At 63.2% G+C, this 25,554-nt stretch carries 27 protein-coding genes; 17 read left to right on the top strand and 10 right to left on the bottom strand.

Annotation, left to right across the window (positions count from 1 at the left end):
• Nucleotides 1–6: 6 nt before the first annotated feature.
• Complete coding sequence (locus LJD17_RS10620; protein WP_227384129.1) at nt 7–954, bottom strand: aspartate carbamoyltransferase catalytic subunit; 948 nt, start codon at nt 952–954, stop codon at nt 7–9.
• A gap of 217 nt (nt 955–1,171) precedes the next feature.
• Here LJD17_RS10620 and LJD17_RS10625 point away from each other — a divergent pair, with 217 nt between their 5' ends.
• The 4 genes from LJD17_RS10625 to LJD17_RS10640 all read left to right on the top strand — a co-directional run bounded on the left by LJD17_RS10625 (nt 1,172) and on the right by LJD17_RS10640 (nt 6,556).
• Nucleotides 1,172–1,510, top strand: coding sequence for a hypothetical protein (locus LJD17_RS10625; RefSeq protein ID WP_227384130.1), 339 nt, complete (start codon nt 1,172–1,174; stop codon nt 1,508–1,510).
• 65 nt (nt 1,511–1,575) lie between these two features.
• Nucleotides 1,576–3,213: an isovaleryl-CoA dehydrogenase gene (locus LJD17_RS10630; RefSeq protein WP_227384131.1), complete on the top strand. Its 1,638-nt coding sequence runs from the start codon at nt 1,576–1,578 to the stop codon at nt 3,211–3,213.
• A gap of 137 nt (nt 3,214–3,350) precedes the next feature.
• Nucleotides 3,351–6,071, top strand: coding sequence for a type I DNA topoisomerase (topA, locus tag LJD17_RS10635; RefSeq protein WP_227384132.1), 2,721 nt, complete (start codon nt 3,351–3,353; stop codon nt 6,069–6,071).
• An 8-nt stretch (nt 6,072–6,079) separates the two neighbouring features.
• Nucleotides 6,080–6,556, top strand: a complete 477-nt coding sequence (locus tag LJD17_RS10640) for an MgtC/SapB family protein (RefSeq protein WP_227384133.1) — start codon at nt 6,080–6,082, stop codon at nt 6,554–6,556.
• On the opposite strand, the gene LJD17_RS10645 is transcribed toward LJD17_RS10640, so the two are convergent.
• Complete coding sequence (locus tag LJD17_RS10645; protein ID WP_227384134.1) at nt 6,553–6,744, bottom strand: hypothetical protein; 192 nt, start codon at nt 6,742–6,744, stop codon at nt 6,553–6,555. The two genes, LJD17_RS10640 and LJD17_RS10645, sit on opposite strands and share 4 nt — an antisense overlap.
• A gap of 242 nt (nt 6,745–6,986) precedes the next feature.
• Between LJD17_RS10645 and parE the strand changes: the two genes are divergently transcribed.
• On the top strand, nt 6,987–9,050 hold the full coding sequence (gene parE, locus LJD17_RS10650; RefSeq protein WP_227384135.1) for a DNA topoisomerase IV subunit B: 2,064 nt from the start codon (nt 6,987–6,989) through the stop codon (nt 9,048–9,050).
• A gap of 99 nt (nt 9,051–9,149) precedes the next feature.
• Here the strand turns inward: parE and LJD17_RS10655 are convergent, their stop codons facing one another.
• Nucleotides 9,150–9,488: a hypothetical protein gene (locus tag LJD17_RS10655; protein WP_227384136.1), complete on the bottom strand. Its 339-nt coding sequence runs from the start codon at nt 9,486–9,488 to the stop codon at nt 9,150–9,152.
• 382 nt (nt 9,489–9,870) lie between these two features.
• Here LJD17_RS10655 and rnr point away from each other — a divergent pair, with 382 nt between their 5' ends.
• The 6 genes from rnr (at nt 9,871) to LJD17_RS10685 (ending at nt 14,390) form a co-directional block, all read left to right on the top strand.
• On the top strand, nt 9,871–12,180 hold the full coding sequence (rnr, locus tag LJD17_RS10660; RefSeq protein WP_227384137.1) for a ribonuclease R: 2,310 nt from the start codon (nt 9,871–9,873) through the stop codon (nt 12,178–12,180).
• 14 nt (nt 12,181–12,194) lie between these two features.
• Entirely contained in the window at nt 12,195–12,683 is a 489-nt protein-coding gene (locus tag LJD17_RS10665; protein ID WP_227384138.1) for a DUF983 domain-containing protein, read from the top strand.
• Nucleotides 12,634–13,377: an NUDIX hydrolase gene (locus tag LJD17_RS10670; protein ID WP_406600789.1), complete on the top strand. Its 744-nt coding sequence runs from the start codon at nt 12,634–12,636 to the stop codon at nt 13,375–13,377. Before LJD17_RS10665 ends, LJD17_RS10670 begins: the two co-directional genes overlap by 50 nt.
• 150 nt (nt 13,378–13,527) lie before the next feature.
• Complete coding sequence (gene rpmG, locus LJD17_RS10675; protein WP_227384139.1) at nt 13,528–13,695, top strand: 50S ribosomal protein L33; 168 nt, start codon at nt 13,528–13,530, stop codon at nt 13,693–13,695.
• 180 nt (nt 13,696–13,875) lie between these two features.
• Nucleotides 13,876–14,181: a hypothetical protein gene (locus LJD17_RS10680; protein WP_227384140.1), complete on the top strand. Its 306-nt coding sequence runs from the start codon at nt 13,876–13,878 to the stop codon at nt 14,179–14,181.
• 71 nt (nt 14,182–14,252) lie between these two features.
• Entirely contained in the window at nt 14,253–14,390 is a 138-nt protein-coding gene (locus LJD17_RS10685; protein ID WP_227384141.1) for a hypothetical protein, read from the top strand.
• A gap of 45 nt (nt 14,391–14,435) precedes the next feature.
• On the opposite strand, the gene LJD17_RS10690 is transcribed toward LJD17_RS10685, so the two are convergent.
• From LJD17_RS10690 to LJD17_RS10700, 3 genes are all read right to left on the bottom strand, one after another.
• The gene (locus tag LJD17_RS10690) at nt 14,436–14,645 is read right to left on the bottom strand and encodes a hypothetical protein (protein ID WP_227384142.1); all 210 of its coding nucleotides are present in this window, start codon (nt 14,643–14,645) and stop codon (nt 14,436–14,438) included.
• 146 nt (nt 14,646–14,791) lie between these two features.
• Nucleotides 14,792–15,046, bottom strand: a complete 255-nt coding sequence (locus LJD17_RS10695) for a hypothetical protein (protein WP_227384143.1) — start codon at nt 15,044–15,046, stop codon at nt 14,792–14,794.
• Between the two features lie 523 nt (nt 15,047–15,569).
• Nucleotides 15,570–15,953, bottom strand: coding sequence for a response regulator (locus tag LJD17_RS10700; RefSeq protein ID WP_227384144.1), 384 nt, complete (start codon nt 15,951–15,953; stop codon nt 15,570–15,572).
• 110 nt (nt 15,954–16,063) lie between these two features.
• Between LJD17_RS10700 and LJD17_RS10705 the strand changes: the two genes are divergently transcribed.
• Nucleotides 16,064–16,342 (top strand): DUF3572 domain-containing protein, encoded by a 279-nt coding sequence (locus LJD17_RS10705; RefSeq protein ID WP_227384145.1) that lies wholly within the window; start codon nt 16,064–16,066, stop codon nt 16,340–16,342.
• A gap of 9 nt (nt 16,343–16,351) precedes the next feature.
• Nucleotides 16,352–17,620, top strand: a complete 1,269-nt coding sequence (locus tag LJD17_RS10710) for a DNA polymerase IV (RefSeq protein ID WP_227384146.1) — start codon at nt 16,352–16,354, stop codon at nt 17,618–17,620.
• Here LJD17_RS10710 and LJD17_RS10715 read toward each other — a convergent pair.
• Nucleotides 17,611–18,453 (bottom strand): cell envelope integrity EipB family protein, encoded by an 843-nt coding sequence (locus LJD17_RS10715; RefSeq protein ID WP_227384147.1) that lies wholly within the window; start codon nt 18,451–18,453, stop codon nt 17,611–17,613. The genes LJD17_RS10710 and LJD17_RS10715 overlap by 10 nt on opposite strands.
• Before the next feature lie 122 nt (nt 18,454–18,575).
• Between LJD17_RS10715 and LJD17_RS10720 the strand changes: the two genes are divergently transcribed.
• The 4 genes from LJD17_RS10720 to LJD17_RS10735 all read left to right on the top strand — a co-directional run bounded on the left by LJD17_RS10720 (nt 18,576) and on the right by LJD17_RS10735 (nt 22,239).
• Nucleotides 18,576–19,046 (top strand): RidA family protein, encoded by a 471-nt coding sequence (locus tag LJD17_RS10720; protein ID WP_227384148.1) that lies wholly within the window; start codon nt 18,576–18,578, stop codon nt 19,044–19,046.
• Entirely contained in the window at nt 19,043–19,795 is a 753-nt protein-coding gene (locus LJD17_RS10725; protein WP_227384149.1) for a glycerophosphodiester phosphodiesterase family protein, read from the top strand. Before LJD17_RS10720 ends, LJD17_RS10725 begins: the two co-directional genes overlap by 4 nt.
• A gap of 78 nt (nt 19,796–19,873) precedes the next feature.
• Nucleotides 19,874–21,058 (top strand): GNAT family N-acetyltransferase, encoded by a 1,185-nt coding sequence (locus LJD17_RS10730; protein WP_227384150.1) that lies wholly within the window; start codon nt 19,874–19,876, stop codon nt 21,056–21,058.
• Between the two features lie 167 nt (nt 21,059–21,225).
• Entirely contained in the window at nt 21,226–22,239 is a 1,014-nt protein-coding gene (locus LJD17_RS10735) for a sensor domain-containing diguanylate cyclase (RefSeq protein ID WP_227384151.1), read from the top strand.
• 74 nt (nt 22,240–22,313) lie between these two features.
• On the opposite strand, the gene LJD17_RS10740 is transcribed toward LJD17_RS10735, so the two are convergent.
• Genes LJD17_RS10740 through clpS form a run of 3 tightly spaced genes read right to left on the bottom strand, consistent with a single transcriptional unit; the run spans nt 22,314 to nt 25,433 of the window.
• Nucleotides 22,314–22,562, bottom strand: coding sequence for a hypothetical protein (locus tag LJD17_RS10740; protein WP_227384152.1), 249 nt, complete (start codon nt 22,560–22,562; stop codon nt 22,314–22,316).
• A complete protein-coding gene (gene clpA / locus LJD17_RS10745) occupies nt 22,559–25,015 on the bottom strand; it encodes an ATP-dependent Clp protease ATP-binding subunit ClpA (RefSeq protein WP_227384153.1) in 2,457 nt (818 codons plus the stop codon). The genes LJD17_RS10740 and clpA overlap by 4 nt, the downstream gene beginning before the upstream one ends.
• Nucleotides 25,016–25,046: 31 nt before the next feature.
• Nucleotides 25,047–25,433, bottom strand: coding sequence for an ATP-dependent Clp protease adapter ClpS (gene clpS, locus LJD17_RS10750; RefSeq protein WP_227384154.1), 387 nt, complete (start codon nt 25,431–25,433; stop codon nt 25,047–25,049).
• Between the last annotated feature and the right edge of the window lie 121 nt (nt 25,434–25,554).

Genomic DNA, 25,554 nt, shown 5'->3' on the forward strand with positions numbered 1-25,554 from the left:
CGCGTCTCATCGGTTGGGCAGATGGCTCGCGAGAGCCTCGAGCACGGCCATGCGCACGGCGACCCCCATCTCTACCTGCTCGCGAATGAGGGATTGGGCGCCATCGGCAACCTCGGACGAGATCTCGACACCCCGGTTCATGGGCCCAGGATGCATCACGAGGGCGTCGGGCTTGGCATAGGAGAGCTTTTCCTGATCAAGCCCATAGAACCGGAAGTACTCCTTCACGGACGGGACGAAGGACCCGTTCATGCGCTCCAGCTGGAGACGCAGCATCATGACGATGTCGGCGCCTTCCAGCCCCTGGCGCATGTCCGTAAACGTCTCGAAACCCAACCGCCCGATCACCGGCGGCAACAGGGTCGAAGGAGCCACGAGGCGGACCCGCGCTCCCATGGCGGCCAGCAGGATCATGTTGGAGCGTGCGACCCGCGAATGAAGAATATCGCCGCAGATCGCGACCGTAAGCCCCTGGATGCGCCCCTTGTTGCGGCGGATGGTCAGGGCGTCGAGCAGCGCCTGCGTCGGATGCTCGTGGGCTCCGTCGCCCGCATTGACCACCGAGCAGTCGACCTTCTGCGCCAAGAGATGAACCGCACCCGCCGCGTGATGGCGGACGATGATCAGATCCGGCCGCATGGCGTTCAGGGTCGCGGCGGTGTCGATCAGGGTTTCGCCCTTCTTCACGGAGGAAGAAGCCACGGACATGTTCATCACATCCGCGCCGAGGCGTTTTCCCGCGATCTCGAACGAGGATTGGGTCCGGGTCGACGGCTCGAAGAACAGATTGATCTGCGTTCGGCCCCGGAGGGTGGTTTTCTTCTTCTCGACCTGTCGGCTGACTTCGACCTGCGCATCCGCGAGATCGAGAAGAGCCTGAATGTCCAGCGGCGAAAGCCCCTCGATGCCGAGCAGGTGTCGATGGGGAAAAACGGAAGGGGGCGCGTTATTCATCTTAAAAAGATGGCTATAGGCGGAGTCGACCGGGGCGGCAAGCCAAGTCTCAAGCCAAGCCTGAAACCAACCCTGAAACCAAGTCTCAAACCAAGTCTCGCATCAAGGCCCGATCTAAGTCCGCGGCGGGGCCCCGCCCGGAGCATCCGCGATATGCCCCGCCCTTGACTTGAACATTATCCATCCGACACCTGGGCAGTCCGTGGAGGATAGGCGGATGGCAGGCGCAAAGACCAGAACGGCATCGAAGGAATCTGCGACGGACGCGGATCCGGGCCCTCAACAGCGCCCGCAATCCCTTCGCATCATCGACACACCCGGTATCACGGAGCAGTTCGCCAACCAGGTCCTCGATGTCTTCCTGGTGAACGGGCACACGATTTCCATGACGTTCGGGGCCAAGCGCACGGTGCGCGAGGAAACCCTGGGCGAGCGGGAAACGGTCATTGCCGTCAACGCCCGGCTGACGATCGATCTGGCCGCCGCAGAGGCCCTGAGGAGCGCCCTGACGAAAGTCATCGCCCTGACGAAGCCCCCGTCCGGCGGGGTGAACTGAATTCGGGTCGGAACCCTTACCGGTGCCGCCCGATCGATGGCATGATGGGGATCGGGAACAGGCTCATGGATACGCACGACGTCTTCAACCAACCTCCGGCCTTCGGCGACGTGAATCTCGTGACGTCGGATCCGGTTCTGACGGGAGCGCTGCAGGCCAACGGGATCGACCTTGAAGCCAGTCGTTTGACCGCCTTCGGCGAAGCCTGGGGGACGATGGAACGGCTGGACCTGGGACGCCTCGCCAACGAAAACCCGCCCAAGCTCAGGACCTTCGACCCGCGGGGCTTTCGCATCGATGCGGTGGAATTTCACCCGGCCTATCACGCGCTCATGCGGGCCAGCATGGAGGACGGGCTGCATGCGTCCACCTGGGACCAGGAGAGCCCGGCCCTCGGGACGGCAGGCGGCCATGTGGCGCGGGCGGCCCGCATCTACACGGCGGCGGGCGTCGAGAGCGGTCATATTTGCCCCATCACCATGACCCACGCATCGGTCGGAGCCCTTGCCGCGTCCCCGGACCGCCTCAAGGAATGGCTCCCGCGGATCGCCTCGCGCGAATACGACGCCAGATTCATCCCATTCTGGGAAAAGACGGCCGTCACCCTCGGGATGGGGATGACGGAAAAGCAGGGCGGCACCGATGTTCGCGCAAACACCACCCGCGCCGAACCGAAAGGAGGCGACGAGTACCTCCTGACCGGCCACAAATGGTTCATGTCGGCGCCCATGTGCGACGCCTTTCTCGTGCTGGCGCAGGCACCCGGAGGCCTGACCTGCTTCCTCGTGCCACGGTTCCGGCCCGACGGATCCTTGAACGCTCTCCACCTCCAGCGGCTCAAGGACAAGCTCGGCAACCGGTCCAACGCCTCCTCGGAGGTCGAGTTCGACCACGCCTTCGCGTGGCGGATCGGCGACGAGGGACGCGGGGTCCGGACGATCATCAGCATGGTTCAGCTGACCCGCCTCGACTGCGCCGTGGCCTCGGCCGGGCTCGTGCGCATGGGTCTCGCCTTGGCGGTCCATCATGCCCGGCACCGCAGCGTCTTTCAGAAAAAGCTCATCGACCAGCCTGCTATGCGGTCGGTTCTGGCCGATCTTGCGCTGGAGAACGAAGCAATGACGGCCTTGGCCCTGCGCCTTGCGCGCAGCTTCGATGAAGCCCCGCGTGACGAGGGAGAAGCGGGCTATTCCCGCCTCGTGACGCCTGCGGCCAAGTTCGGGATCTGCAAGGCCGCGCCGCGCCTTCTCTACGAAGCGATGGAATGCCTCGGCGGCAACGGCTACGTGGAGGAAAGCCCCCTGCCCCGGCTTTACCGTGAAGCGCCTGTCAACGCGATCTGGGAGGGCTCGGGCAACGTGATCGCCCTCGACATCCTGCGCGCGGAAACCAGGGAGCCCGAGGCCGCCACCGCAGCCCTCGAGAGCCTCATGAGCACCATTGCCGAACTGCCCGGCGCCGAGGAAGCCGCGCGGGACATCGTGCTTGCCCTTCATTCTCCCGAGGCGGAAGGGAAGGTCCGGCTGATTGCGGACCGCCTCTTCACCCTGGCCGCGACCGCCGCCCTCGCCGCATCCGCTCCACCTGAAATCACGGAGATTTATGCCCGGACCCGGCTCCTGCACCCGGCCCGCATGATCGGCGCGAACGATCTCGGCTCGGCGGCGAATGCCTTGCTTGACAGGAGTTTCGTCCCCATATGAGGGAGGCGGAAAACGGTTGGATTTGACTTGTCCGCGATCATCCACCACTTATCCCGCCCCACGACGGTCTAAGGGCTGACCGCCGATTTCGCCATTATCTTCGAGCTGTGCTCGCGGCTACTTTAGGAAGTCGCAATATGAAAGTTCTCGTCGTCGAGTCGCCTGCCAAGGCCAAGACGATCAACAAATATCTCGGCAAGGATTACGAGGTCCTGGCCTCCTTTGGGCATATCCGCGATCTGCCGGCCAAGGATGGCTCGGTCGATCCCGAGGCCGATTTCCGCATGATCTGGACCCTGGAGGACCGGGGTGCCAAGCGCATGTCCGAGATCGCCAAGGCCATCAAGGGCGCCGAGAAGCTGATTCTGGCGACCGACCCGGACCGTGAGGGCGAGGCCATTTCCTGGCACGTGGTCGAGGCGCTGCGTGAAAAGCGGGCCCTGAAGGACCTGCCCATCGAGCGCGTCACCTTCAATGCCATCACCAAGGACGCGGTCCAGACGGCGCTGCGCCAGCCGCGGGAAATCGATCAGGCGCTCGTGGACGCCTATTTGGCCCGCCGCGCCCTGGACTATCTCGTCGGATTTACCCTGTCTCCCGTTCTGTGGCGCAAGCTCCCGGGTGCCCGGTCGGCCGGCCGGGTCCAGTCGGTCGCCCTGCGCCTCGTCTGCGACCGTGAGCTCGAGATCGAGACCTTCAGGACCCAGGAATACTGGTCCTTGGTCGCCACCCTCGCGACCAAGGAAGGCGGCATCTTCGATGCCCGCCTCGTAGGCGCGGACGGCAAGAAGATCCAGCGTCTCGACATCGGCAGCGGCGAACAGGCCGAAGCCTTCAAGCGGGATCTCGAACTGGCGACGTTCTCGGTCGCCAATGTCGAGGCGAAGCCCGCCAAACGCCACCCCTACCCGCCTTTCACGACCTCCACGCTGCAGCAGGAGGCCTCCCGGAAGCTCGGCCTCGCACCGGCGCAGACGATGCGGATCGCCCAGCGTCTCTACGAGGGCGTCGATATCGGCGGTGAGACGGTCGGCATCATCACCTATATGCGGACGGACGGCGTCGACATGGCGCCCGAAGCGGTCCAGGCGGCCCGCCGCGTGATCGGCAAGGAATACGGGGAGCGCTATGTTCCCGGCGCTCCGCGGCGCTACACGACCAAGGCCAAGAACGCACAGGAAGCGCACGAGGCTATCCGGCCGACCGATATGGCCCGCCTGCCCAAGCAGGTGGCGAAGTATCTCGAGCCGGAACAGGCAAAGCTCTATGACCTGATCTGGACCCGTACCATCGCGAGCCAGATGGAATCGGCGGAGCTGGAGCGGACGACCGTCGACGTCACCGCCCAGGTCGGCCCGCGCAAGCTCGATCTGCGTGCCACCGGCCAAGTGGTGAAGTTCGACGGCTTCCTGACCCTCTACAACGAGAGCAAGGACGACGATCCGGACGAGGACGAGGGCCGTCTTCCGCCCATGAAGGCGGGCGATCCCCTGGAGCGCCGCCGGATCGCCGCGAACCAGCATTTCACCGAGCCGCCGCCACGCTACTCGGAAGCGAGCCTGGTCAAGCGCATGGAAGAGCTCGGCATCGGCCGTCCTTCCACCTACGCGGCCGTTCTTCAGACCCTCCGTGACCGGGAATACGTGCGCATCGAGAAGAAGCGCCTCGTCCCCGAGGACAAGGGCCGCATCGTGACCGCGTTCCTGGAGAGCTTCTTCCGTCGCTACGTGGAATACGACTTCACGGCCGATCTGGAGGAGCAGCTCGACCGGATTTCCAACAGCGAAATCGACTGGAAACAGGTTCTGCGGGATTTCTGGCGCGATTTTTCGGCCGCCATCGGCGAAACCAAGGAGCTCCGCACGACCGAGGTCCTGGAGGCGCTCAACGAGCTCCTCGGTCCCCATATTTTCCCGGACCGGGGCGACGGCTCGAACCCGCGCACCTGCCCGACCTGCGGCACCGGACAGCTCTCCCTGAAGCTCGGCAAGTTCGGCGCCTTCATCGGCTGTTCCAACTACCCCGAGTGCAAATATACGCGTCAGCTCGCCGCCTCCGGCGTCGATGGCGACGGGGAAGCCTCGTCCGAAAACGGTGGCACCCCCGGGGTGAAAGTCCTCGGCGACGATCCGGAGACCGGCCTGCAGGTGACCCTCCGCGACGGCCGTTTCGGACCGTTCGTCCAGCTCGGCGACGGCGAGAAGCCGAAGCGCTCCTCGATCCCGAAAGGCATGTCGCCGGCCCTCGTCGATCTCGACAAGGCGCTGAAGCTCCTGTCGCTCCCGCGGACCGTGGCGATGCATCCGGAATCCGGCGAGCCGATCCTGGCCAGCATCGGGCGCTACGGACCATATGTTCAGCACGGAAAGACCTATGCCAATCTCGGCAAGGACGACGATGTGCTGGAAATCGGTGCGAACCGTGCCATCGACCTCATCATCGCGAAGGAGAGCGGCGCTGGCGGCGGCTTCCGCCGCGGCGCGGCCGATCCCGGGCGCTCCCTCGGAGAGGATCCGGAATCCGGCAAGCCGATCGTGGTCAAAGCCGGGCGCTTCGGTCCTTATGTGACGGACGGTGAAACCAACGCCACCCTGCCGAGAACCGTGGCGGCGGAAGCGGTGACGCTGGACGAGGCCCTGGGCCTTCTCACGGCGCGCCGCGCCCTGGGAGGCTCGAAGAAGCCCGCCCGTGGCCGAAAGGCCGCGACCAAGGCGGCTGCCAAGAAAGCCCCCGCCAAGAAGGCCGCGTCGAAGAAGGCACCGGCCAAGAGCGCTGCTTCCAAGACAGGGACCAAGACCAAGGTTGCCAAAAAGACGGCAGCCGGCAAAGCTTCCGGGAAGACCGCCAAAGCTTCCTAGGAAACAGAATGGATTACCTGTCGCCCGAATCGATGGAGATCATGCTCCGCCTCGTGGTTGCCACGCTGGCGGGCATGATGATCGGGATCAACCGGGACTTGAAGAACAAGCCCATCGGCATGCGGACCCTGGGCCTCGTCGCCCTGAGCGCAGCCATGCTGGTTCTGTCGGGTTCCGTCTACAAGGGATTGATTTACGATCAGGATGCCGTCAGCCGCGTGGTTCAGGGCATTCTGACAGGCCTCGGATTTCTTGGAGCAGGCGTGATCCTGCGCGATCGCTCCCGCATGGAGGTCAAGGGCCTCACGACCGCCGCGACCGTCTGGGTCGCCGCGGCCCTCGGCATAACGGCCGGGCTCGGCGCCTGGATTCTCACGGCAACGGGATGCGCGATCGCACTGGTGCTGCTGGTTCTCGGCAAGCCGTTGGAATTGTCCGCGAATCGCCTGTTCGGTGGAACGTCAGAGGAGGAACCGAACAGCTAACCGGCGATCATGTAGAGGGCGGTCAGCGCAACGGCTGCGAGACCGGCGAGAAAAACGGTGATCGGCAGGCGCGTACGGGACGGCTCCAGGATTTCCGGCTCGTCGAAGGCGAAAGCCTCCCCGGCCGTGCGCGCGGCCCGGCTCAGATGGAGCTGTTGTGCCGTTCCCAAGGTCGTCCGCATCGTCACCGCGATTCTCCGTTAAGCTTCCGCTAAGCGTAACAAGCCAACGTGAATAAGAGCTAAACTGTTCCGGGCTTCCCGCAAAGATCACCTTTGGGTGAAAGGTTGACGACAAGGGGACTTCCCCGAAGGTGGATTTTATGGCTTTTGCTGCAGGGTCGCACTTCACGTTTACGTTTTGTTCTCTTATACATTGAAGAATGAAAACCAATGCCAAGAAACGCGAATCAGCACGGACGAAAGTCCCCATGACGGATAACGACGATCTCTTCGGGGGCGACTCGGCGCCTGGGAAAAGGGCGGCCGCCGCATCCGCCAGGGCTGCGAACGCGCGGGTTGCCCGCAGCGCCCCTCAGGGCACGCCGGGGGAAAGCGGCTACGACGCTTCCGCCATTGAAGTCCTGGAAGGGCTGGAGCCTGTCCGGCGCCGTCCGGGCATGTATATCGGCGGCACGGACGAGAAGGCTCTGCACCATCTCTTCGCGGAAGTGATCGACAATTCCATGGACGAGGCCGTCGCCGGCCATGCCAGCTTCATCGAGGTGGAGGTGGAGGAAGGCGGCTGGCTGTCCGTGACGGATAACGGGCGCGGCATTCCGGTCGACCCGCACCCGAAATTTCCGAAAAAGTCCGCCCTTGAAGTGATCATGACCACCCTTCACGCGGGCGGCAAGTTCGACTCGAAGGTCTACGAGACGTCCGGCGGCCTGCACGGTGTGGGCGTGTCGGTCGTGAACGCCCTTTCCGAGATCCTGGAGGTCGAGGTCGCCCGCGGGCAGACCCTTTATCGCCAGATCTTCTCGAGAGGCGTTCCGAAGACCAAGCTGGAGACGGTCGGGCGTGTTCTCAACCGGCGCGGCACGAAAGTGCGCTTCAAGCCTGACGCCCAGATCTTCGGCAAGGACGCTCATTTCCTGCCACGCCGCCTGTTCAAGATGGCGCGGTCCAAGGCCTACCTGTTCGGCGGCGTCGAAATCCGCTGGAAGTGCTCGCCGACCCTGCTCGAGGGGATCGACAACGTTCCGGCCGAGGCCACCTTCAAGTTCCCGAACGGCCTGAAGGATTACCTGGTTCACGACATCGAAGGAAAGGAACTGGTCACGGACCAGATCTTCTCCGGAAAGATCACCAAGCCCGGGAGCCACGGCTCCCTGGAATGGGCGGTCGCGTGGATGACGAACGAGGACGGGTTCTCGATCTCGTACTGCAATACGGTGCCCACTCCGGAAGGCGGAACCCACGAGAACGGCCTGCGTATCGCCCTCCTCCGGGCGCTCCGCGACCATGCCGAGCGTGTCGGCCAGCAGAAGCGTATGGCGGCCGTCACCACGGACGACGTGATGGCGACCTGCGCCTCCATGTTGTCGGTGTTCATCCGGGAGCCCGAGTTCCAAGGGCAGACCAAGGACAAGCTCGCGACCGTCGAAGCGGGCCGCATCGTCGAGGCCGCGATCCGCGATACGTTCGACCATTGGCTCGCTGCCTCGCCGCAGCAGGCCAACAAGCTTCTCGATTGGGTGATCGACCGGGCCGAAGAGCGCTTGCGCCGGCGCCAGGAAAAGGAAGTCGCCCGCAAGACCGCGACCCGCAAGCTGCGCCTGCCGGGCAAGCTCGCGGATTGCACGAATGCCGGTGCGAAAGGCTCGGAACTGTTCATCGTCGAGGGCGACTCGGCGGGCGGCTCCGCCAAGCAGGCGCGGGATCGGGGCACGCAGGCGGTTCTGCCCCTGCGCGGCAAGATCCTCAACGTCGCTTCCGCCGGGCGGGACAAGCTCCATCAGAACCAGCAGCTTTCGGACCTCGTCCAGGCGCTCGGCTGCGGCACGGGCTCCCATTACAAGGATGGGGACCTGCGCTACGAGAAGGTCATCATCATGACCGACGCGGACGTGGACGGCGCCCATATCGCGTCCCTGCTGATCACCTTCTTCTACCGGCAAATGCCGCGCCTGATCGACGAGGGCCATCTGTATCTCGCCGTTCCGCCTCTCTACCGGCTCACGCAAGGGACGAAATCGGCCTATGCCCGGGACGATGCGGATCGCGATCGCCTGATGAAAACCGTGTTCAAGGGCAACGGCAAGGTCGAGATCGGCCGCTTCAAGGGTCTCGGCGAGATGCTCCCGAGCCAGCTGAAGGAAACCACCATGGATCCCAGGAAGCGCCTGCTTCTGAAGGTCGTGGTCGAGGCCGAGACCCGTCCCGAGACGGGTGACGCGGTGGAAAGGCTGATGGGGAACAAGCCCGAAGCGCGGTTCACCTTCATTCAGGAGCGCGCCGCCTTCGCGGACGAAGCCGATCTGGACATCTGAGGAAGCTGCCCGCTCCGCCCCACGGATTTGTCGTCGACAACCGCCGCCCCTCTCAAGGGGCGGTTTTGCGTTCGGCGGAACCGACGATGGCGGCTGGAGCTACCGCCCGGGTCTCCGGTAGGTCGTCTGACGTGTGGGCTGAGTGTTGCCCGTCGCGGTCTGCAGACAGGTCAACACCTCCACGTAGCTCGGATAGCCGCCGATCCCGGTCTCCTCCACGCAGCGCTTTCGCAGCGGTTCGGAATAACTCGCCCACTGCTTCGCGAGATCGTCCCTGGCGGCCGTTTCGTCCCTCATGCAATTGGCCTGCGGGCTCTTGTCCTGAGCATCCAGGGCGACAGCCGCCTTGCAGGTGGACTGAATATCGAGCCGCGGAACCTCATCGGCCATGACCGGCGTCACGACGAGGATCAGCGGGAGGGCGAGATACCTGAGCATGGGAGGCTCCTTCGTGAACGGCTGATCAAGGAGCGGCAGTGCCAAGCCATCCGGTCAGCGTTGATCGATTAGGTATCGCTCCGGGCGCTTTCGCCTAGGGCAAAGCTCGGCAATTATTGAGAGGACTACCCCCAAAGAAAAATCGAAAAAAATTAAAATGCTTGCGGAACCTTTGAATATATCCGAACGTTGAAAGGCATCACCGGCTCATTCTGCCCCCACGGGCCGGTCCCTCAAAGGCTCCCGCAAGGGGCCTTTTTTTTGTTCTGCATCAGGCTCTTGGATCCCAAGCCTGACCTTGCGCGTCATCATGAACAGGTCCGGACTAGCCCGGACGGCAGCCGCATGCGACAAGTTTCATCGAACGCAAAGAGACTCCTCCTTGGCCAAGCGCACCAAATCCACCGCCCCGACCCTGCCCACCCGTGAAGATGTCGTGGCCTTCATCGCCAATGCTTCCGGCAAGGTCGGAAAACGCGAAATCGCCCGCGCCTTCAACGTCCAGGGCGGAGACCGGATCTGGCTCAAGCAGCTCCTGAAAGACCTCGAAATCGAAGGGATCGTCGACCGTCGCGGCAAGACCGTTCACAAAACGGGTCAGCTCCCGCCCGTGGTTCTGGCGGATATCAAGCGCCGCGACCGCGACGGGGAGCTTATCGCCGAACCCACGGAGTGGAACGAGGAGGAGTTCGGGCCCATTCCGACCATCGTTATCACCACGCCGCGAAAGCCCCGACCCGGCATGCCGGTCGCCGGCGTCGGCGACCGGGCGCTCCTGCGGGTCGATCCTCTCAAGGCGGGCGACGTCCATCGTTACGCCGGCCGTGTCACAAAGATCGTCGCCAAGAAGCAGGCCCAGGTTCTGGGCATTTTCCGGGCCCTGCCCGAAGGCGGTGGCCGGCTGGTGCCGGTGGACAAGAAATCCCGAGACCAGGAATTGCTGATCCGTCCCGGAGACGAGGCCGAGGCTCTCGACGGCGACCTGGTCGCTGCGGCGATCGTCAAGCACGGCCGCTTCGGTCTCCCGCACGCCAAGGTGAAGGAGCGCCTGGGCTCGGTGAAGTCGGAGAAGGCTGTCAGCCTGATCGCCATTCACGCGCATAATATTCCGAGCGAGTTTCCCAAGGACGTCCTGGCCGAAGCGGACCAGGCGCAGCACGTGACCCTGGCCGGTCGCGAGGACTGGCGCGACGTTCCCCTCGTGACCATCGACCCTCCGGACGCCAAGGACCACGACGATGCCGTTCATGCGGTCAGGGACGAGGATCCGCACAACGAGGGCGGCTTCATCGTGACCGTCGCCATCGCCGACGTGGCGGCCTATGTGCGGCCCGGCTCCGCGCTCGACCGGGAAGCACTGGAGCGCGGAAACTCGGTCTATTTCCCCGATCGGGTCGTTCCGATGCTGCCGGAGCGGATTTCCAACGACCTTTGCTCCTTACGCCCGCATCAGCCCCGCCCTGCCCTTGCGGTGCGAATGGTGCTCGGCGCCGACGGACGCAAGAAGAGCCACAGCTTTCATCGCGTCATGATGCGCTCGGCCGCCAAGCTCTCGTATCAACAGGCGCAGGCCGCCATCGACGGCAGGCCGGACGAGATCTCCGGCCCCATCCTCGATCCGATCCTGAAGCCACTCTGGGCGGCCTACGAGACCGCCAGGAAGGCGCGGGACATGCGCGAGCCTCTGTTTCTCGACCTGCCGGAGCGGAAGATCATCCTGAAACCCGACGGGACGGTCGATCGGATCTATGTGCCCGAGAGACTTGAGGCCCACCGGCTGATCGAAGAATTCATGATCCTGGCCAACGTGGCGGCGGCTGAAACCCTGGAGAAGGCTCAGTCGGATCTGATCTACCGCGTTCACGACGAGCCGTCGCTCGAGAAGATGCGCGCCTTGAGCGAGGTCCTGGCCTCGATCGGCCTGAAGCTGCCCTCGCAGGGAGCGCTGCGTCCGGAACTCTTCAACCGCATCCTGCGCAGCGTCGATGGGACCGAACACCAGCTTTTCATCAACGAAGTGGTGCTGCGCTCCCAGTCGCAGGCGGAGTATTCCGCGGAGAATTACGGGCATTTCGGCCTCAACCTCAGGCGTTACGCCCATTTCACCTCCCCCATTCGCCGGTATGCGGATCTTATCGTTCACCGCGCCTTGGTCCGGGCCCTCAAGCTCGGCCAGGACGGGCTCCCGGCCGACACGACCCGGGCCGAGCTGATCGAGGTGAGCGCGCGGATTTCGGCGGCGGAGCGGCGGGCCATGGCGGCCGAGCGTGAGACAATCGACCGCCTGATCGCGCACTTCCTCGCGGACCGGATCGGGGCCACATTCGACGGGCAGATTTCGGGAGTGACCAAGGCGGGCCTCTTCATCAAGCTCAATGAGACCGGCGCGGACGGCTTCGTTCCGGCGGGAACCATCGGGGCCGATTATTATCGGTACGACGAAAAGACCCATTCGCTTCGCGGCGAGCGCAGCGGCGAGACATACCGACTGGGAGACAAAGTCCAGGTGAAGCTGGTGGAAGCGGCTCCCGTGGCCGGAGCCCTGAGGTTTGAGCTTCTCTCGGAGGGCCGGTACAGCCGCAGGCCGGCAGGCTCTTCGAAAGCGCGCGGCGCCAAGGCATCGAAGAAGGCCGAGAAGTCCGGGCGCCGGGCGGCACCCAAGGTGAAGGTGAAAAGGCGCACCCGCGCCTGACGATAGGAAAAAGAATGCCCTGGACTTCCGAGACCGTGCCGTCCGAGACCGCGCCCGCCGAGCCCCAGACCCGCATGACGGCCATCAGGCGCGGCCTCGCCTGCCGCTGCCCCGCCTGCGGCGAGGGCCGCCTCTTCCGTGGCTTTCTGAAAGTCGTCGATTCCTGTGAGGCTTGCGGCGCGGAAATGCACCATCACCGGGCGGACGATCTTCCTCCCTATGTGGTGATCTTCATCGTCGGCCATCTCGTGGGATATGGAATCCTCACGGCGGAGACCCGTTTCGAATGGCCCCTGTGGGTCCATCTCGCCATCTGGCCCGCCCTCACGCTGGTTTTGTGCCTTCTTCTCATGCAGCCCATCAAGGGTGCTGTCGTCGGGCTGCAATACGCGCTAGGCATGCATGGATTCGGGGCCGCTCGCGCCCGCATGACAACGGCTGAGGAGACGACGTGTGACGGAGACGCTGGAGCTGATGAACCGTCGCGCCTCAGAGGCGCGTGACCCCGCTTACGCGAAAGTCCAGCCGAAGGACGCCGCCACTCTCGTCATCGTCGACCGCAAGGGCCGCCAGCCGAAGGTTCTCATGGGACGCCGCCACATGAGCCATCGGTTCATGCCGGGTGTCTTCGTGTTTCCCGGTGGGCGGATCGAACCCGGGGACCGGGGGATGTCCGTGACCGGCGCCCTTCACCCTCGCGCGGAGCAGACACTGATGGCGCGGGTCAGCCGCCCCTCCTCCCAGCGCAGCCGCGCCCTGGCCCTTGCGGCCATCCGTGAGACTTTCGAGGAAACCGGCATCCTGCTCGGCACGAAGGATTACGGCCCTCCGGAGCGCGCACCGGACGGGACTTGGGCGGCGTTCCGCGATCGGGGCGTCCTGCCGGATCTCGAGGCGCTTCAGGTCGTTGCCCGTGCCATCACCCCTCCGCGGCAGGTCAAACGCTTCGACACGCGATTCTTCGCCGTGGACCGAAATGCGGTCGCGGAGGTCTCCGACGGCGCCATAGGTCCCGATTCCGAGCTGGTGGAAACCGCCTGGGTCACCCTGGACAAGGCGAAGGGCCTCGACATCATGCCGATCACGAAGATCATTCTGGAAGAGCTGGAAGCCCGGATCGGCAACGGCTTCGGCCATGAGCTCCCGGTTCCGTTCTATTATCAAAGGCGCGGGCGCTTCGTTCGCGAGGAACTTTAGCCGGAGCCCCATCGCTCCTGCCCAGGAAACCCTTGACGAAACGGGTATAATCGGGCAAGGAGCAGCAGGATTTTCGGCCGGGTTCGCCCGGCCTTTGCGTTTCGGCCAAGAACCCTTCAGCCGAAGCACCGGATTTCAAGAGGTTTGACCATGGCCAAGGCTGCAACCATCAAAGTGAAGCTCGTCTCCACCGCCGACACGGGCTATTTCTACGTGACGAAGAAGAACTCGCGCACGATGACCGACAAGCTCGCAATGAAGAAGTACGACCCGGTCGCGAAGAAGCACGTCGAGTTCAAGGAAACCAAGATCAAGTAAACTTTCCTGCTTCTCAGCAGCTTAGATCAAAACCGCCTCCTCATCGGGGCGGTTTTTTTGTGCGCCCGAATGTGACGCCGCCCTACGGCTTCTCGGTGGCCCGGAAATCGAAAGCTTGGCTTGAAGCGGAGAACGCAGGCTGCGATAAGGCTCGCATTCCCAACCAGAGGCAGGAAATCCGTGCGTCCCGTTATCGTTGCCGTCTCTCTCGTGGTTCTTGGAACGCCCGCATCCGCAGAGGAGCCGGTCAGCTGCAAAAAAGAGCTGTCCACCCATGGATTGAAGATCCTTTGCACCAATCCGACCGATGCCGTTCGCAGGTGTCAGTTCGATATGGATGTCAGAACGGCAAGCCGTTCCGAACATATGCGGATGACGGGAGTGGTCGGCCCGAAAACGCGGGACACGGTGGCCTTTGAACACGGTCCCACGATCATGCGAGAGAAGATTCAGGCGGTTGAGAACGTCGAAGCCGTTTGCCGATGATGCTGCGGGCTCGCCCGCGATCCAGAAACGAATGCCGTCGACGACCGGGCCTGGAAAAAGAGGAGCCCGGGATGGCAGTTCATCCGTGCCTCTCCCAGGCTGACCCGCTGCTGCTGCAGAAACAGCTGTCGATTAAACTGCGCCTGTTTCCCAAGGAGAGCAACATTCCTCCCTGGGTAACCAGAACGAGCTTCAGTCCGCAGGAATGACCTGAGAGATGGCGGCTTCGACGGGCGTCAAGCGGACAATGCGCTCTAGGCCACCTTCTCCATGATGTCGGGGATGGCCTGAGCATGGTCGCGAGATGCCTTGCGGGCATGAAGCTGCGCCAGCTGGCCTTCGATCATCTGCAAGAGCGGCAAATGCTTCTCGCCGTGCTCGGCGACCACGGAGGAGAGAACCTCAAGCGCCTTCGTGAGGCGCTCTTCCGTGATCGTATCCTGGGAGTTCATGGGGCCGGTCATGGAAGATTCTCCGTCACTTACTCAACACTATGCGCGGAGCATGACTCGGAATCGTAAATGTTTCGTAGAGCAGTCCGCCCCGACCCGCACGGAAGCTGTTCAGCGGGCTTTGAGGGCGGAAGCATCCGGCACGAGTGAACCGTCCGTCAGAAGGAATGCCAGGCCCGCGCGCTGACATAGATTTCCTGCGGCGAGAGCCCGGCGATGGCGGCGATACGGCTTCTGGCGTCCTGCAGCACCATGTCGACCCCGATCTGAGCGCCGATGATCGGGCTTGCGGTGTGGCGCACCTCGACGACCGCAGCCCCGATCTCTTCAGGAGAGGCGATGTCGATACGGATATCGGCTCCTCCGGACATCAGAGGCGGAAGAGCGGTGGTGGAAAAGGATGGTGACGCCATCGAGGCCTCGATTAAGATTCGCCCCGAGAAACTAGTAAACAATTCCTTAACGCTCAACGCAGCCGAAGGAGATCGCGCAAGCTTCACGCAAGCTTCGGCCCGCCGTGTTCAGGAACCGAGCCTGAATCAAGACAGCGACGGCCTGAGGTCGAAGATCCGACCGTCTACGCAGAGCCGTGAATTTGCGTTGCTATTCTTGAGGGAAGCACATCGCCGAAAGCGAGTTGAGGTGGCCAGCTGGTGACGGTGTTGAGGAGGCAACATTCCGCCCCCAGCTGGCCGAGCCCACGAAGTCCCAGGAGATGCGGCGGACCTGAGCATCCGTAGGGCATGCCTGCTCCACATGAATGTGGAGAATATAGGCATGAACATATAGGAAACATTAGGCGACGCAAGCCTGTAAAGTCGCCCAAATGCGGGATTTGGCGGGAGGCTATCACGAGTTCTGTGGAAAACAAGAATCGTTTTAAAGAACCTGCGCCGTTATGGGCTGAGCGAAGGGGCGCCCTGCATAGCCTGCATTTCAGCCCTGCGGCCCGTCGGCATCCAGATAAGTCTTCACGGTCGCCAGAAACTTGGCCACCGAGATCGGCTTGGAGAGATAGGCCTCGCAGCCGCCTTCCCGAATCCGCTCCTCGTCGCCCTTCATGGCAAAGGCCGTGATCGCGATGACCGGAATCGACCTCAGCTCCTCGTCCGCCTTCAGCCACCGGGTGACCTCGAGGCCGGACACCTCCGGCAGCTGGATATCCATCAGGATAAGATCCGGCTTATGGGCCCTTGCCAGCTCCATGGCTTCAATGCCATGGCCCGTCTTGAGGGTGGCGTAGCCATGCGCCTCGAGGAGATCGTTGAATAGCTTCATGTTGAGTTCGTTATCCTCAACAATGAGCACGGTCTTCTTCATTACCGCTTTCCCAGGCTGCAAACCGGCTTCCCCGGCCCGCCACTTCATCCGATGATGATCCTAGATTGAAACCTATTGATGAAATGCAAATCCCGGGCATGAAAACACCTGTGAAGAAAATTTCCGTAGAGGAAGCCGAGCGCTTGGCGCTTGAGGCCTTTTCCCGCATCGCCGGGGACGAAGAGCGGCTCGGCCGCTTCCTGGCCATTTCGGGCCTCCAGGCCCAGACGATTCGCTCGGCTGCCGCAATGCCCGGATTTCTCGCCGGCATTCTGGATTATGTCGCGGCCGACGAGCGTCTTCTGATCGCCCTGGCGCAGGAGCTGGACACGAAGCCGGAGCGCATCATGGAGGCCCATCATACGCTTTCCCCTTCCGAGTTCGACTAGGAGCCCCGGGTGACCGCGCCGCTCTGCCGCGATTGTCTCACGCTCGCCGCTCGCACGGTCGGGCGCTGCTCCGCATGCGGGTCCCCTCGCCTGCTCCAGCATCCCGAGCGGGATCTGCTGACCTTCGCGCATGTGGACTGCGATGCCTTCTTCGCGGCGGTGGAAAAGCGGGACGATCCGAGCCTCGCGGACAAGCCGGTGATCATCGGCGGCGGAAAGCGCGGCGTGGTCTCGACGGCGTGCTATGTGGCCCGCACCTACGGGGTGCGCTCGGCGATGCCGATGTTCAAAGCCCTTCAGGCCTGCCCGCACGCGGTCGTCATCAAGCCCAATATCGACAAGTATCGTGTCGCCGGCCGGGCGGTGCGGGACATGATGTTCGAGCTCACGCCTCTGGTGGAGCCGGTTTCCATCGACGAAGCCTTTCTCGATCTGTCGGGCACGGAGCGCCTTCATCACGGCAGCCCCGCCCTCACCCTGGCGCGGTTCGCCAAACGGGTCGAGAACGAGATCGGCATCACCATTTCGGTCGGCCTGTCGTACAACAAGTTCCTGGCGAAGATCGCGTCCGACCTCGCCAAGCCCCGGGGCTATTCCATCATCGGCCGCCAGGAAGCCGCGGATTTTCTTGCCGACAAGCCTGTCTCGATCATTCCCGGGATCGGCGCCTCCGCTCAAAACCGGCTGGCCCGGGCGGGGATCACCACCATCGCGCAACTGCGGACTGTTCCGTTGAAAACCCTTTTCGAAGCACTCGGCCGTGACGCTCAGCGCCTGTCACGGATGGCTTGGGGGCAGGACGACAGGATGGTCAAACCGGAGCGGGAAACCAAGAGCATTTCGGCGGAGACGACATTCGACACGGACCTGAAATCGTTCGAGGACCTCGAGCCCGCCCTCTGGCGCCTTTCGGAGAAGGTGTCACGGCGGCTCAAGGCGGCGGACCTTGCCGGCCGCAGTGTCACGCTCAAGCTCAAAGACACGGAATTCAGGCTGCTGACCCGCACCCGCTCGGGGCTCCCGCCGACCCAGCTTGCACAGCGGCTTTTCGAGCCTGCGCGCCAGCTGCTGAAGGCGGCCTGCGACGGCACCGCCTATCGCCTCATCGGGATCGGGGCGGCGGACCTTTGCGACGCCGCGGAGGCCGACAAGGGCGATCTCGCCGACCAGAGCGTCGTGAAGCAGGCCCATATGGAATCGGCCATCGACCGGATCCGGGAGAAGTTCGGCGCGGCTGCCGTTCAGAAAGGCCTCGCCCTGCGCAAGCCTCAGCGCTGACAGGTATTCTGTTTCTGGACCGGCTGGAGCTGCAGGTTCTGAAGATCGCCCCTGAGGGTGAAGTCTCCGTAATCGAGCTTCAAGGCGCGGCTGATCCCGTTCTCATAGAGCTCGAACGAGACCCGATAGGCCGGCGTCTGATCCCCCGAACCCTCCGGGAAATAACTCACCGTTACCGGCCAGCGCGGCACCCCGGCCAGCACGTCCTGCCGGACCGCTTCCTCCAGATTGGCGCCGCCGCCAGGCTCGATCCGGTGGCCGATCACCGCGAGAGTGTCATAGACCTTCTTCCCGTCGTCGGAGCCGTCATAGACCTTGGTGGTCACGGTGGTGGTGCCGTTCCGGGCCGCCTCGATAAGCCGCTTGAGGTGCTCCGTGGGGAAGACCGCGCTTCCGCCGGCGGAGAAGCTCGCTCGCTTGGGCTGCTTGAGGTTGACGTTCAAGGAGCCATCGGGCTTGAGCTTCGCGTCGCCATCGACCCCGTCGCCGCCGCGTCCGCCGACCGAGGAAACCGTCTTGAAACGCATGGACAGACCGTCGCCGGCCTCGAAGGTCGCGGTCTGGGTGTCCAGGGTGCGGGAGCCGGTCTCGCCGCCGCTCAGGACCGTCACCTGCCGATAATTCAGCGTGTAGCCCTCACAGGCATCTCCGCCGAAATCCATGGCGATGCGGCCCCGCGCGCTGTCGATCCCCCGTGCTCCCTCGGAGCGGACAAGAGAAAGATCATAGACGGCCCGGTGGGCAATGAGCGGGACTGCGGGCTTTGCGACCTCCGCCATCGCTGGGGACAGCAGGACGAGGGATAGACTCGATACCGTCAACAGCAAACGCATGGATCCTCCTAGGATTCTCGCAACCAAGATAGAAGGGTCCTGTCGGCACGGCAATGTTCCAGCTTGCGTCTCTCTGGCTCATCCGCCACAACACGTCCGGATCATCCCAATCCGAGGCATTTATGAGCGCAGTTGAAAAGAAACTCGACGGCATGGGCATCACCCTGCCGACCCCGGCCGCCCCGGTGGCAAACTACGTGCCGTTCGTCCGGACCGGCAACCTGATCGTCATCTCCGGCCAGCTCTGCCTCGGAATGGACGGCAAGCTCGCCGACGCCCACAAGGGCAAGCTCGGCGCCGAAATCACCCCGGAGGTCGGCCAGCAGGCGGCGCGCCTTTGTGCCATCAATCTCCTGGCGCAGCTCAAGGCGGCGGTCGGCGACCTCGACCGGGTGGTGCGCTGCGTGCGTCTCGGCGGTTTCATCAACGCGGTCCCGACCTTCGCGGGCCTTGCTCCCGTCATGAACGGCGCATCGGACCTGATGGTGGAAGCTCTCGGGGACAAGGGGCGCCATGCCCGCTCGACGGTCGGCGTGGCTGAACTGCCCCTCGATGCCTGCGTCGAGGTTGAAGGGATGTTCGAAGTCCAATGAGCACGCCCAGCTGGCTCGTCGCGAAGCCCATCGCCCATCGCGGCCTCCACAACAAGGCCAACGGCATCATCGAGAACACGATTGGCGCTGCGGAAGCCGCTATCACGCACGGCTTTCCCATCGAGTGCGACGTTCAGCTCACGGCCGACGGCGAGGCGATCGTCTTCCACGACTTCGATCTCGGACGCCTGACCGGCGAGCAGGGACTGGTGATCGACCGCAGGCTCGATGACCTGACCCGGATCGACATCGCCGGATCGGTCAAGGGCGACAAGATTCCATCCCTCAAGGACTTCCTGTCGCTCATCGCGGGCCGTACTCCCCTCGTGATCGAGATCAAGAGCAAGTTCAACGGCGACCTGCGCCTCACCAAGCGCGTCTGCGAGATCCTGAAGGACTATACCGGTCCCTTCGTGATCAAGTCGTTCGATCCGGACATCGTCGCGGCGCTCAAGACCCTGGCGCCCGATGTGTCTCGCGGCATCATCGCCGAGCTGCATTACGCGTCGAAGACGGATGATTTCCTGACACCGGAGAAGAAGCACTACCTCGCCAATCTCCTGCATCTCGGCGAGTCGCAGCCGCATTTCCTGTCGTGGCACGTGAAGGATCTCCCATCCGCCCCACCCTATCTGTGCCGCCTCCTCGGGCGTCTTCCAGTGATGACCTGGACCGTGCGCAATCCCGAGGATCGCGCCCGTGCCGAGAAACACGCGGACCAGATGGTGTTCGAAGGCTTCATGCCCTGAGCCTGCGCGCTTGCGGACCGATTGCAAGGATCTCGCCATGGACCTAACTTTAGGGTCCATCAGCGAGATCCCCCTGCCGTGGCATTCCAAGTCAAAGTTGCGCAAGGACTGAAGGCGGTTCCGGCCGCCGCGTGGGATGCATGCGCCTTCGGCGGCAGCAATGCCGCAGGCGACGAAGATCCCCACAATCCCTTTGTGAGTCATGCCTTTCTCTCGGCCCTCGAGGATTCGGGGTGCGTCGGCGCGAAAACCGGATGGGCTCCCCTGCATGTGCTCGTGGAGGACGAAGCCGGGGCTCTTCAAGGGGCGGCCCCCTGCTACCTCAAGTCCCATTCCATGGGCGAATACGTGTTCGATCACGCCTGGGCCGATGCCTATACCCGAGCCGGCGGACACTATTATCCCAAGCTTCAGGTCTCCGTTCCCTTCACCCCCGTGAACGGTCCGCGCCTCCTCGCCGCGAACGACGAGCACGGCACCGTCCGCGCGCACCTGATCGCCGGTCTGCGGGCCCTGCGCGATCAGACGGGCGCCTCATCGATCCACGCGACCTTTCTGCAGCAGGCGGATCTGACGGCGCTGACAGCCCATAATTTCCTGAGGCGGGACGACCAGCAGTTTCACTGGTTCAACGAGACCTACGGGAGCTTCGAGGATTTCATTGGCGCTCTCGCATCCCGCAAGCGCAAAGCCATTCGGCGCGAACGGCGGGATGCCGTCGCAAACGGCATCACCATCGAATGGGTCACCGGCGCCGACATTACGGAAGCCCATTGGGACGCGTTCTTCGCATTCTATATGGACACCGGCTCACGCAAATGGGGCCGTCCCTACCTGAACAGAACCTTCTTCTCCCTGTTGGGAGAAAGGATGGCCGAGCGCATCCTGCTGGTCATGGCCAAACGCAACGGTCGATACATCGCAGGTGCCATCAACCTGATCGGAGACCGTCGGCTCTACGGTCGCAATTGGGGATGCATCGAGGATCATCCGTTCCTGCATTTCGAAGTTTGTTATTATCAGGCGATCGATTTCGCCATCGCCCGGGGGCTCGACCGGGTGGAAGCCGGTGCACAGGGCGAGCACAAGTTGGCGCGCGGTTATCGGCCGGTCATCACCTCGTCCGCTCATGATATCGCCGACCCGTCCTTGCGCGGGGCAGTGAAGGATTATCTCGACCAGGAACGGTCTTACGTCTCCGATGTGGCGGCGGAATTATCGACGGCAACGCCGTTTCGGCACCGCGACGAAGACCATTCCTGATCTCCTCCGGCCTGCCGAAGGCTCGACACGCGAGTGGGTCGAGAAACGAGGTCCCGGACGGTGGAGAGATTGAAATTTTATCCCGTCGTGGCATAGAACGCCGTGGACAGGACGGCGAGCGCCCCTCGACCGGCACACCGGATCAGACAAAAAGAGAGTGCGACGACGTGTTTGTGGTGCCCCCGCTACCCGAGAACGAGGCTGAGCGGCTCGATTTTCTTTACTCTTGCGGCATCATGGATACGCCGAAGGATGCGCGCTTCGACCGGCTGACGCGCCTTGCCGCGCTGTTCTACCGGGCTGATGTCGCCTTCATCGGCTTCATCGATGACAAGTATCAGTGGATGAAGTCCATGAGTGCGGACAAGGTGGCACCTTGGATCGAGCGGGACAAGAGCGTCTGTCAGCTGGTCATCGCATCCGGCGAGCCCTTGGTGATCGGCGACATGAAGACGGATTCCCGTCTGGCCGGACACCCGATCGTGCCTCACCTTCCCTTTCGTTTTTATGCCGGTGTCCCGCTCCTGACGGACGAGGGAGCGGCGGTCGCTTCGCTCTGCGTCCTCAAACGCGAGGCTCAGGACACTTCCGATTTCGATCTGACGCCGCTGGAGGATTTGAGCGCCATTGCGATGGACGAACTCGAGCTGTGGCGCCGCAACGCCGACCTCGCACGTCTGGTCGATACCGATGCCCTGACCAAGCTCGCGAACCGGCGTGGTTTCGATACGGCGCTCGATCGTGCGGTTCGGCGCGCCCGTCGTACCGAGAAGCCCCTTGCCCTGCTGCTGCTGGATCTGGATTTCTTCAAACGGCTCAACGATACCCTGGGCCACCCGGCTGGGGACGAGGTTCTGCGACGCTTCGGAGGCCTGCTTGGGCAAATGGCGCGCCGTCCGGATGATGTCGCCGCGCGCTACGGTGGCGAGGAGTTCGCCCTTATTCTCGGGGATACGGATGCGGCCGGTGCCGAGACCATCGCCCATGAGCTGCAAGGTATCCTCGCAGAGGCGGCCATGGCGCATCCGGAAGGGATCGACGGTCGTGTCAGCGTCAGTATCGGGATCGCCTGCCTCAACCCGGGGACGGACGATGACGCCGATCGTCTCGTCGCTCGCGCGGATCAAGCCCTTTACGTCGCCAAGCAGAACGGGCGCGCCCGGTGCTCCATCTATCAATGAGATAAGCCAGGACCTATAGGGGCCTTACTCCCCGAGGCCCGCACTCCCTTACCGCCGTCGCGAACGGAGGGGACTTAAAGGGCGTGCATGATCGTCCGCACGCCGTCGATCATGGCCGAGGTCGAGGTCCCGAGTGCATTCATCACGAGTTCGAAGGCCCAATAGCAGCCGAAAACGATCAGGGGCACGAGGATCCAGGCAAGGACCTCCTCGAACCAGACCCGACGGCGCCGCCGAGCCCGGCGCTGTTCGCGCCAGGTCGGCTTCGCCTTCGTGATCGTCGGAGCAGCCTCGAGAGGCCCTTCGTGAAGCTCGGTCGTCATGCCTTAACCAGCGGAACCTTGGGTACGGTGCGGATGCCTCCGCCACCATTACCATCGGATCCTTTCGGCTTCACGGCTTTTTTCGCCTTGGCGCCCGAGGCGGACTTCGCCCGCGGCTTGCGCTTGACGACGTCCTTCTCCGGCTTCGGCTTCACCGGCCCCTCGAGATACTCGAAACCGAGGGTCTGAAGGCCGATTTCGTCCGACTTCACGACCACCCGCACGGCGCCGCCGTCCTTCAGACGTCCGAAGAGAACGTCGTCGGCGAGAGGCGTCTTGATGGTCATCTGGATCAGCCGTGCCATCGGCCGGGCGCCCATGGCTTCGTCATAGCCATGCTCGGTCAGCCAGTCGCGGGCCTCATCCGTCAGCTCAATGGTGACGTTGCGGTCCGCAAGCTGGGCTTCGAGCTGCAGAACGAACTTGTCGACCACCTTCTGAACCACTTCCTTGGGCAGGTGCCCGAAGGAAATGATGGCATCGAGCCGGTTGCGGAATTCCGGCGCGAATAGCTTGTTCACGGCTTCCGTATCGTCTCCCTCCCGCTTGGTACGGGTGAAGCCGTAGGCCGGGCGAGCCATGTCGGCGGCGCCCGCATTCGTGGTCATGATGATGATCACGTTGCGGAAATCGACCTGCTTGCCGTTGTGGTCCGTCAGTTTCCCGTGGTCCATGACCTGGAGCAGGATGTTGAACAGATCCGGATGCGCCTTCTCGATTTCGTCGAGGAGCAGGACGCAATGGGGATGCTGATCGATCCCGTCGGTCAGAAGACCGCCCTGGTCGAAGCCCACATAGCCGGGAGGCGCGCCAATCAGACGGCTGACCGTGTGACGCTCCATGTACTCGGACATGTCGAAGCGCAGCAGCTCGACGCCCAGGGACGAAGCGAGCTGCTTCGCGACCTCGGTTTTACCCACACCGGTCGGGCCAGCGAACAGGTAGGCGCCGATCGGCTTCTCCGGATCGCGCAGGCCCGCGCGGGCCAGCTTGATGGCCGATGTCAGGGAATCGATGGCCTTGTCCTGCCCGTAGACGACACGGCGCAGAGTCTCCTGGAGATTGGCCAAAACCTCCGCATCGTCCTTGGACACGGTCTTTGGCGGGATCCGCGCCATGGTGGCGATGGTGGCCTCGATCTCCTTGATGCCGATCGTCTTCTTCCGGCGGTTTTCCGGCAGCAGCATCTGAGACGCCCCGGTCTCGTCGATCACGTCGATCGCCTTGTCCGGGAGCTTCCGGTCGTTGATGTAGCGGGCGGACAGTTCCACCGCGGCCTTCACGGCCTCGTTGGTGTAGCGGAGCTTGTGGAACTCCTCGAAGTATGGCTTCAAGCCCTTCACGATCTCGATCGCGTCCGGAACCGTCGGCTCGTTCACGTCGATCTTCTGGAAGCGGCGGACCAGCGCCCGGTCCTTTTCGAAATACTGGCGGTATTCCTTGTAGGTCGTCGAGCCGATGCAGCGCAGCGTTCCCTGCGCCAGAGCCGGCTTCAGAAGGTTCGAGGCATCCATCGCGCCGCCGGACGTGGCGCCGGCGCCGATCACCGTATGGATCTCGTCGATGAACATGATCGCGTTCGGATGCGCCTCAATCTCCTTCATGACCTGCTTCAGGCGCTCTTCGAAATCGCCGCGATAGCGCGTTCCAGCCAGAAGCGTGCCCATGTCGAGAGCGAAGACCGTTGCGTCCTTCAAAACCTCGGGCACCTCGCCCCGGACGATCTTGCGCGCAAGACCTTCCGCAATGGCGGTCTTGCCGACACCCGGATCGCCCACCAGAAGCGGATTGTTCTTCTGGCGACGGCACAGGACCTGGATGGTCCTCTGCACCTCGGCCTCGCGTCCGATCAGCGGATCGATCTTTCCGTCCTTCGCCTTCTTGTTCAGGTTGACGCAGTAAGCTTCGAGCGCGTCTCCCTTTTTCTTGGCGCGGGTTTCGGATTCATCCGAAGTCGGGCGTTCGCTCGACTCCTCCTCGGTCCCACGCGGCGTCCGCCCCTCGGTGAGGCCTGGACGCTTGGCGATCCCGTGGCTGATGTAGTTGACCGCATCGTACCGGGTCATGTCCTGCTCTTGCAGGAAGTACGCCGCGTGGCTTTCCCGCTCGGCGAAGATCGCAACGAGCACGTTGGCGCCCGTCACCTCGTCGCGGCCGGAAGACTGAACGTGGATGACAGCGCGCTGAATCACGCGCTGGAAACCGGCTGTAGGTTTCGAGTCCTGCCGCCCGTCGGCGACGAGGTTTGCCAGCTCCGTGTCGACGTACTCCACAAGGTTGCGGCGAAGGAGCTCAACATCGACGTTGCACGCGCGCATCACCGCCGCCGCGTCCTGATCGTCGATCAGGGCGAGCAACAGGTGCTCCAGGGTCGCGTACTCATGGCGGCGCTCGCCCGCGAGGGCGAGGGCTCTGTGGAGGGCTTGTTCTAAACTGCGAGAAAAGCTCGGCAACGGCTTATCCTTTAATGAGATGTGATCTCGATTAATTCTTTTCCATCACACATTGCAGCGGATGCTGGTGCTTGCGGGCGAAGTCCATCACCTGCGTCACCTTTGTCTCCGCCACTTCGTAGGTAAAAACTCCACACTCTCCCACGCCGTTCTGATGCACATGCAACATGATCCGGGTCGCATCTTCGCGGTTCTTGTTGAAGAAGCGCTCCAGCACATGAACCACGAACTCCATCGGAGTGTAGTCGTCGTTCAGAAGGAGAACGCGGTACAGGTTGGGTCGTTTCGTGCGGGGCTTGGCTTTCGTGACAATTGCCGTCCCCGTCCGTCCGTCATCCCCACCGGGAGACTGGGAACCGGCACCGGACACGGGAAATGCCTTCGACCGAACCGAGGCGCCCTGTAGTATCCGCAGCATGATTGTTCGACCGACCCTTTTCATCTGGCTATGACCCCGCAGCCCTTCATTATCTTTCGGCCGCGACGCATCTCCAAATGTATAGTCGCTCCGTTCGGTTCGCTAGATCAACCAGATGGGT

The sequence above is a fragment of the Microvirga rosea genome (genome assembly GCF_020595095.1).
GTDB classification, from domain to species: Bacteria; Pseudomonadota; Alphaproteobacteria; order Rhizobiales; family Beijerinckiaceae; genus Microvirga; species Microvirga rosea.

Coding starts and splice junctions, on each gene's coding strand:
- LJD17_RS10640 (WP_227384133.1), top strand. CDS start 6,080: ATGGATTACCTGTCGCCCGAATCGATGGAGATCATGCTCCGCCTCGTG.
- LJD17_RS10720 (WP_227384148.1), top strand. CDS start 18,576: ATGAGCGCAGTTGAAAAGAAACTCGACGGCATGGGCATCACCCTGCCG.
- clpS (WP_227384154.1), bottom strand. CDS start 25,433: ATGCTGCGGATACTACAGGGCGCCTCGGTTCGGTCGAAGGCATTTCCC.
- LJD17_RS10715 (WP_227384147.1), bottom strand. CDS start 18,453: ATGCGTTTGCTGTTGACGGTATCGAGTCTATCCCTCGTCCTGCTGTCC.
- LJD17_RS10665 (WP_227384138.1), top strand. CDS start 12,195: ATGCCCTGGACTTCCGAGACCGTGCCGTCCGAGACCGCGCCCGCCGAG.
- LJD17_RS10695 (WP_227384143.1), bottom strand. CDS start 15,046: ATGGCGTCACCATCCTTTTCCACCACCGCTCTTCCGCCTCTGATGTCC.
- LJD17_RS10690 (WP_227384142.1), bottom strand. CDS start 14,645: ATGACCGGCCCCATGAACTCCCAGGATACGATCACGGAAGAGCGCCTC.
- LJD17_RS10625 (WP_227384130.1), top strand. CDS start 1,172: ATGGCAGGCGCAAAGACCAGAACGGCATCGAAGGAATCTGCGACGGAC.
- LJD17_RS10620 (WP_227384129.1), bottom strand. CDS start 954: ATGAATAACGCGCCCCCTTCCGTTTTTCCCCATCGACACCTGCTCGGC.
- LJD17_RS10630 (WP_227384131.1), top strand. CDS start 1,576: ATGGATACGCACGACGTCTTCAACCAACCTCCGGCCTTCGGCGACGTG.
- LJD17_RS10655 (WP_227384136.1), bottom strand. CDS start 9,488: ATGCTCAGGTATCTCGCCCTCCCGCTGATCCTCGTCGTGACGCCGGTC.
- LJD17_RS10740 (WP_227384152.1), bottom strand. CDS start 22,562: ATGACGACCGAGCTTCACGAAGGGCCTCTCGAGGCTGCTCCGACGATC.
- LJD17_RS10685 (WP_227384141.1), top strand. CDS start 14,253: ATGGCAGTTCATCCGTGCCTCTCCCAGGCTGACCCGCTGCTGCTGCAG.
- parE (WP_227384135.1), top strand. CDS start 6,987: ATGACGGATAACGACGATCTCTTCGGGGGCGACTCGGCGCCTGGGAAA.
- LJD17_RS10725 (WP_227384149.1), top strand. CDS start 19,043: ATGAGCACGCCCAGCTGGCTCGTCGCGAAGCCCATCGCCCATCGCGGC.
- rpmG (WP_227384139.1), top strand. CDS start 13,528: ATGGCCAAGGCTGCAACCATCAAAGTGAAGCTCGTCTCCACCGCCGAC.
- topA (WP_227384132.1), top strand. CDS start 3,351: ATGAAAGTTCTCGTCGTCGAGTCGCCTGCCAAGGCCAAGACGATCAAC.
- LJD17_RS10700 (WP_227384144.1), bottom strand. CDS start 15,953: ATGAAGAAGACCGTGCTCATTGTTGAGGATAACGAACTCAACATGAAG.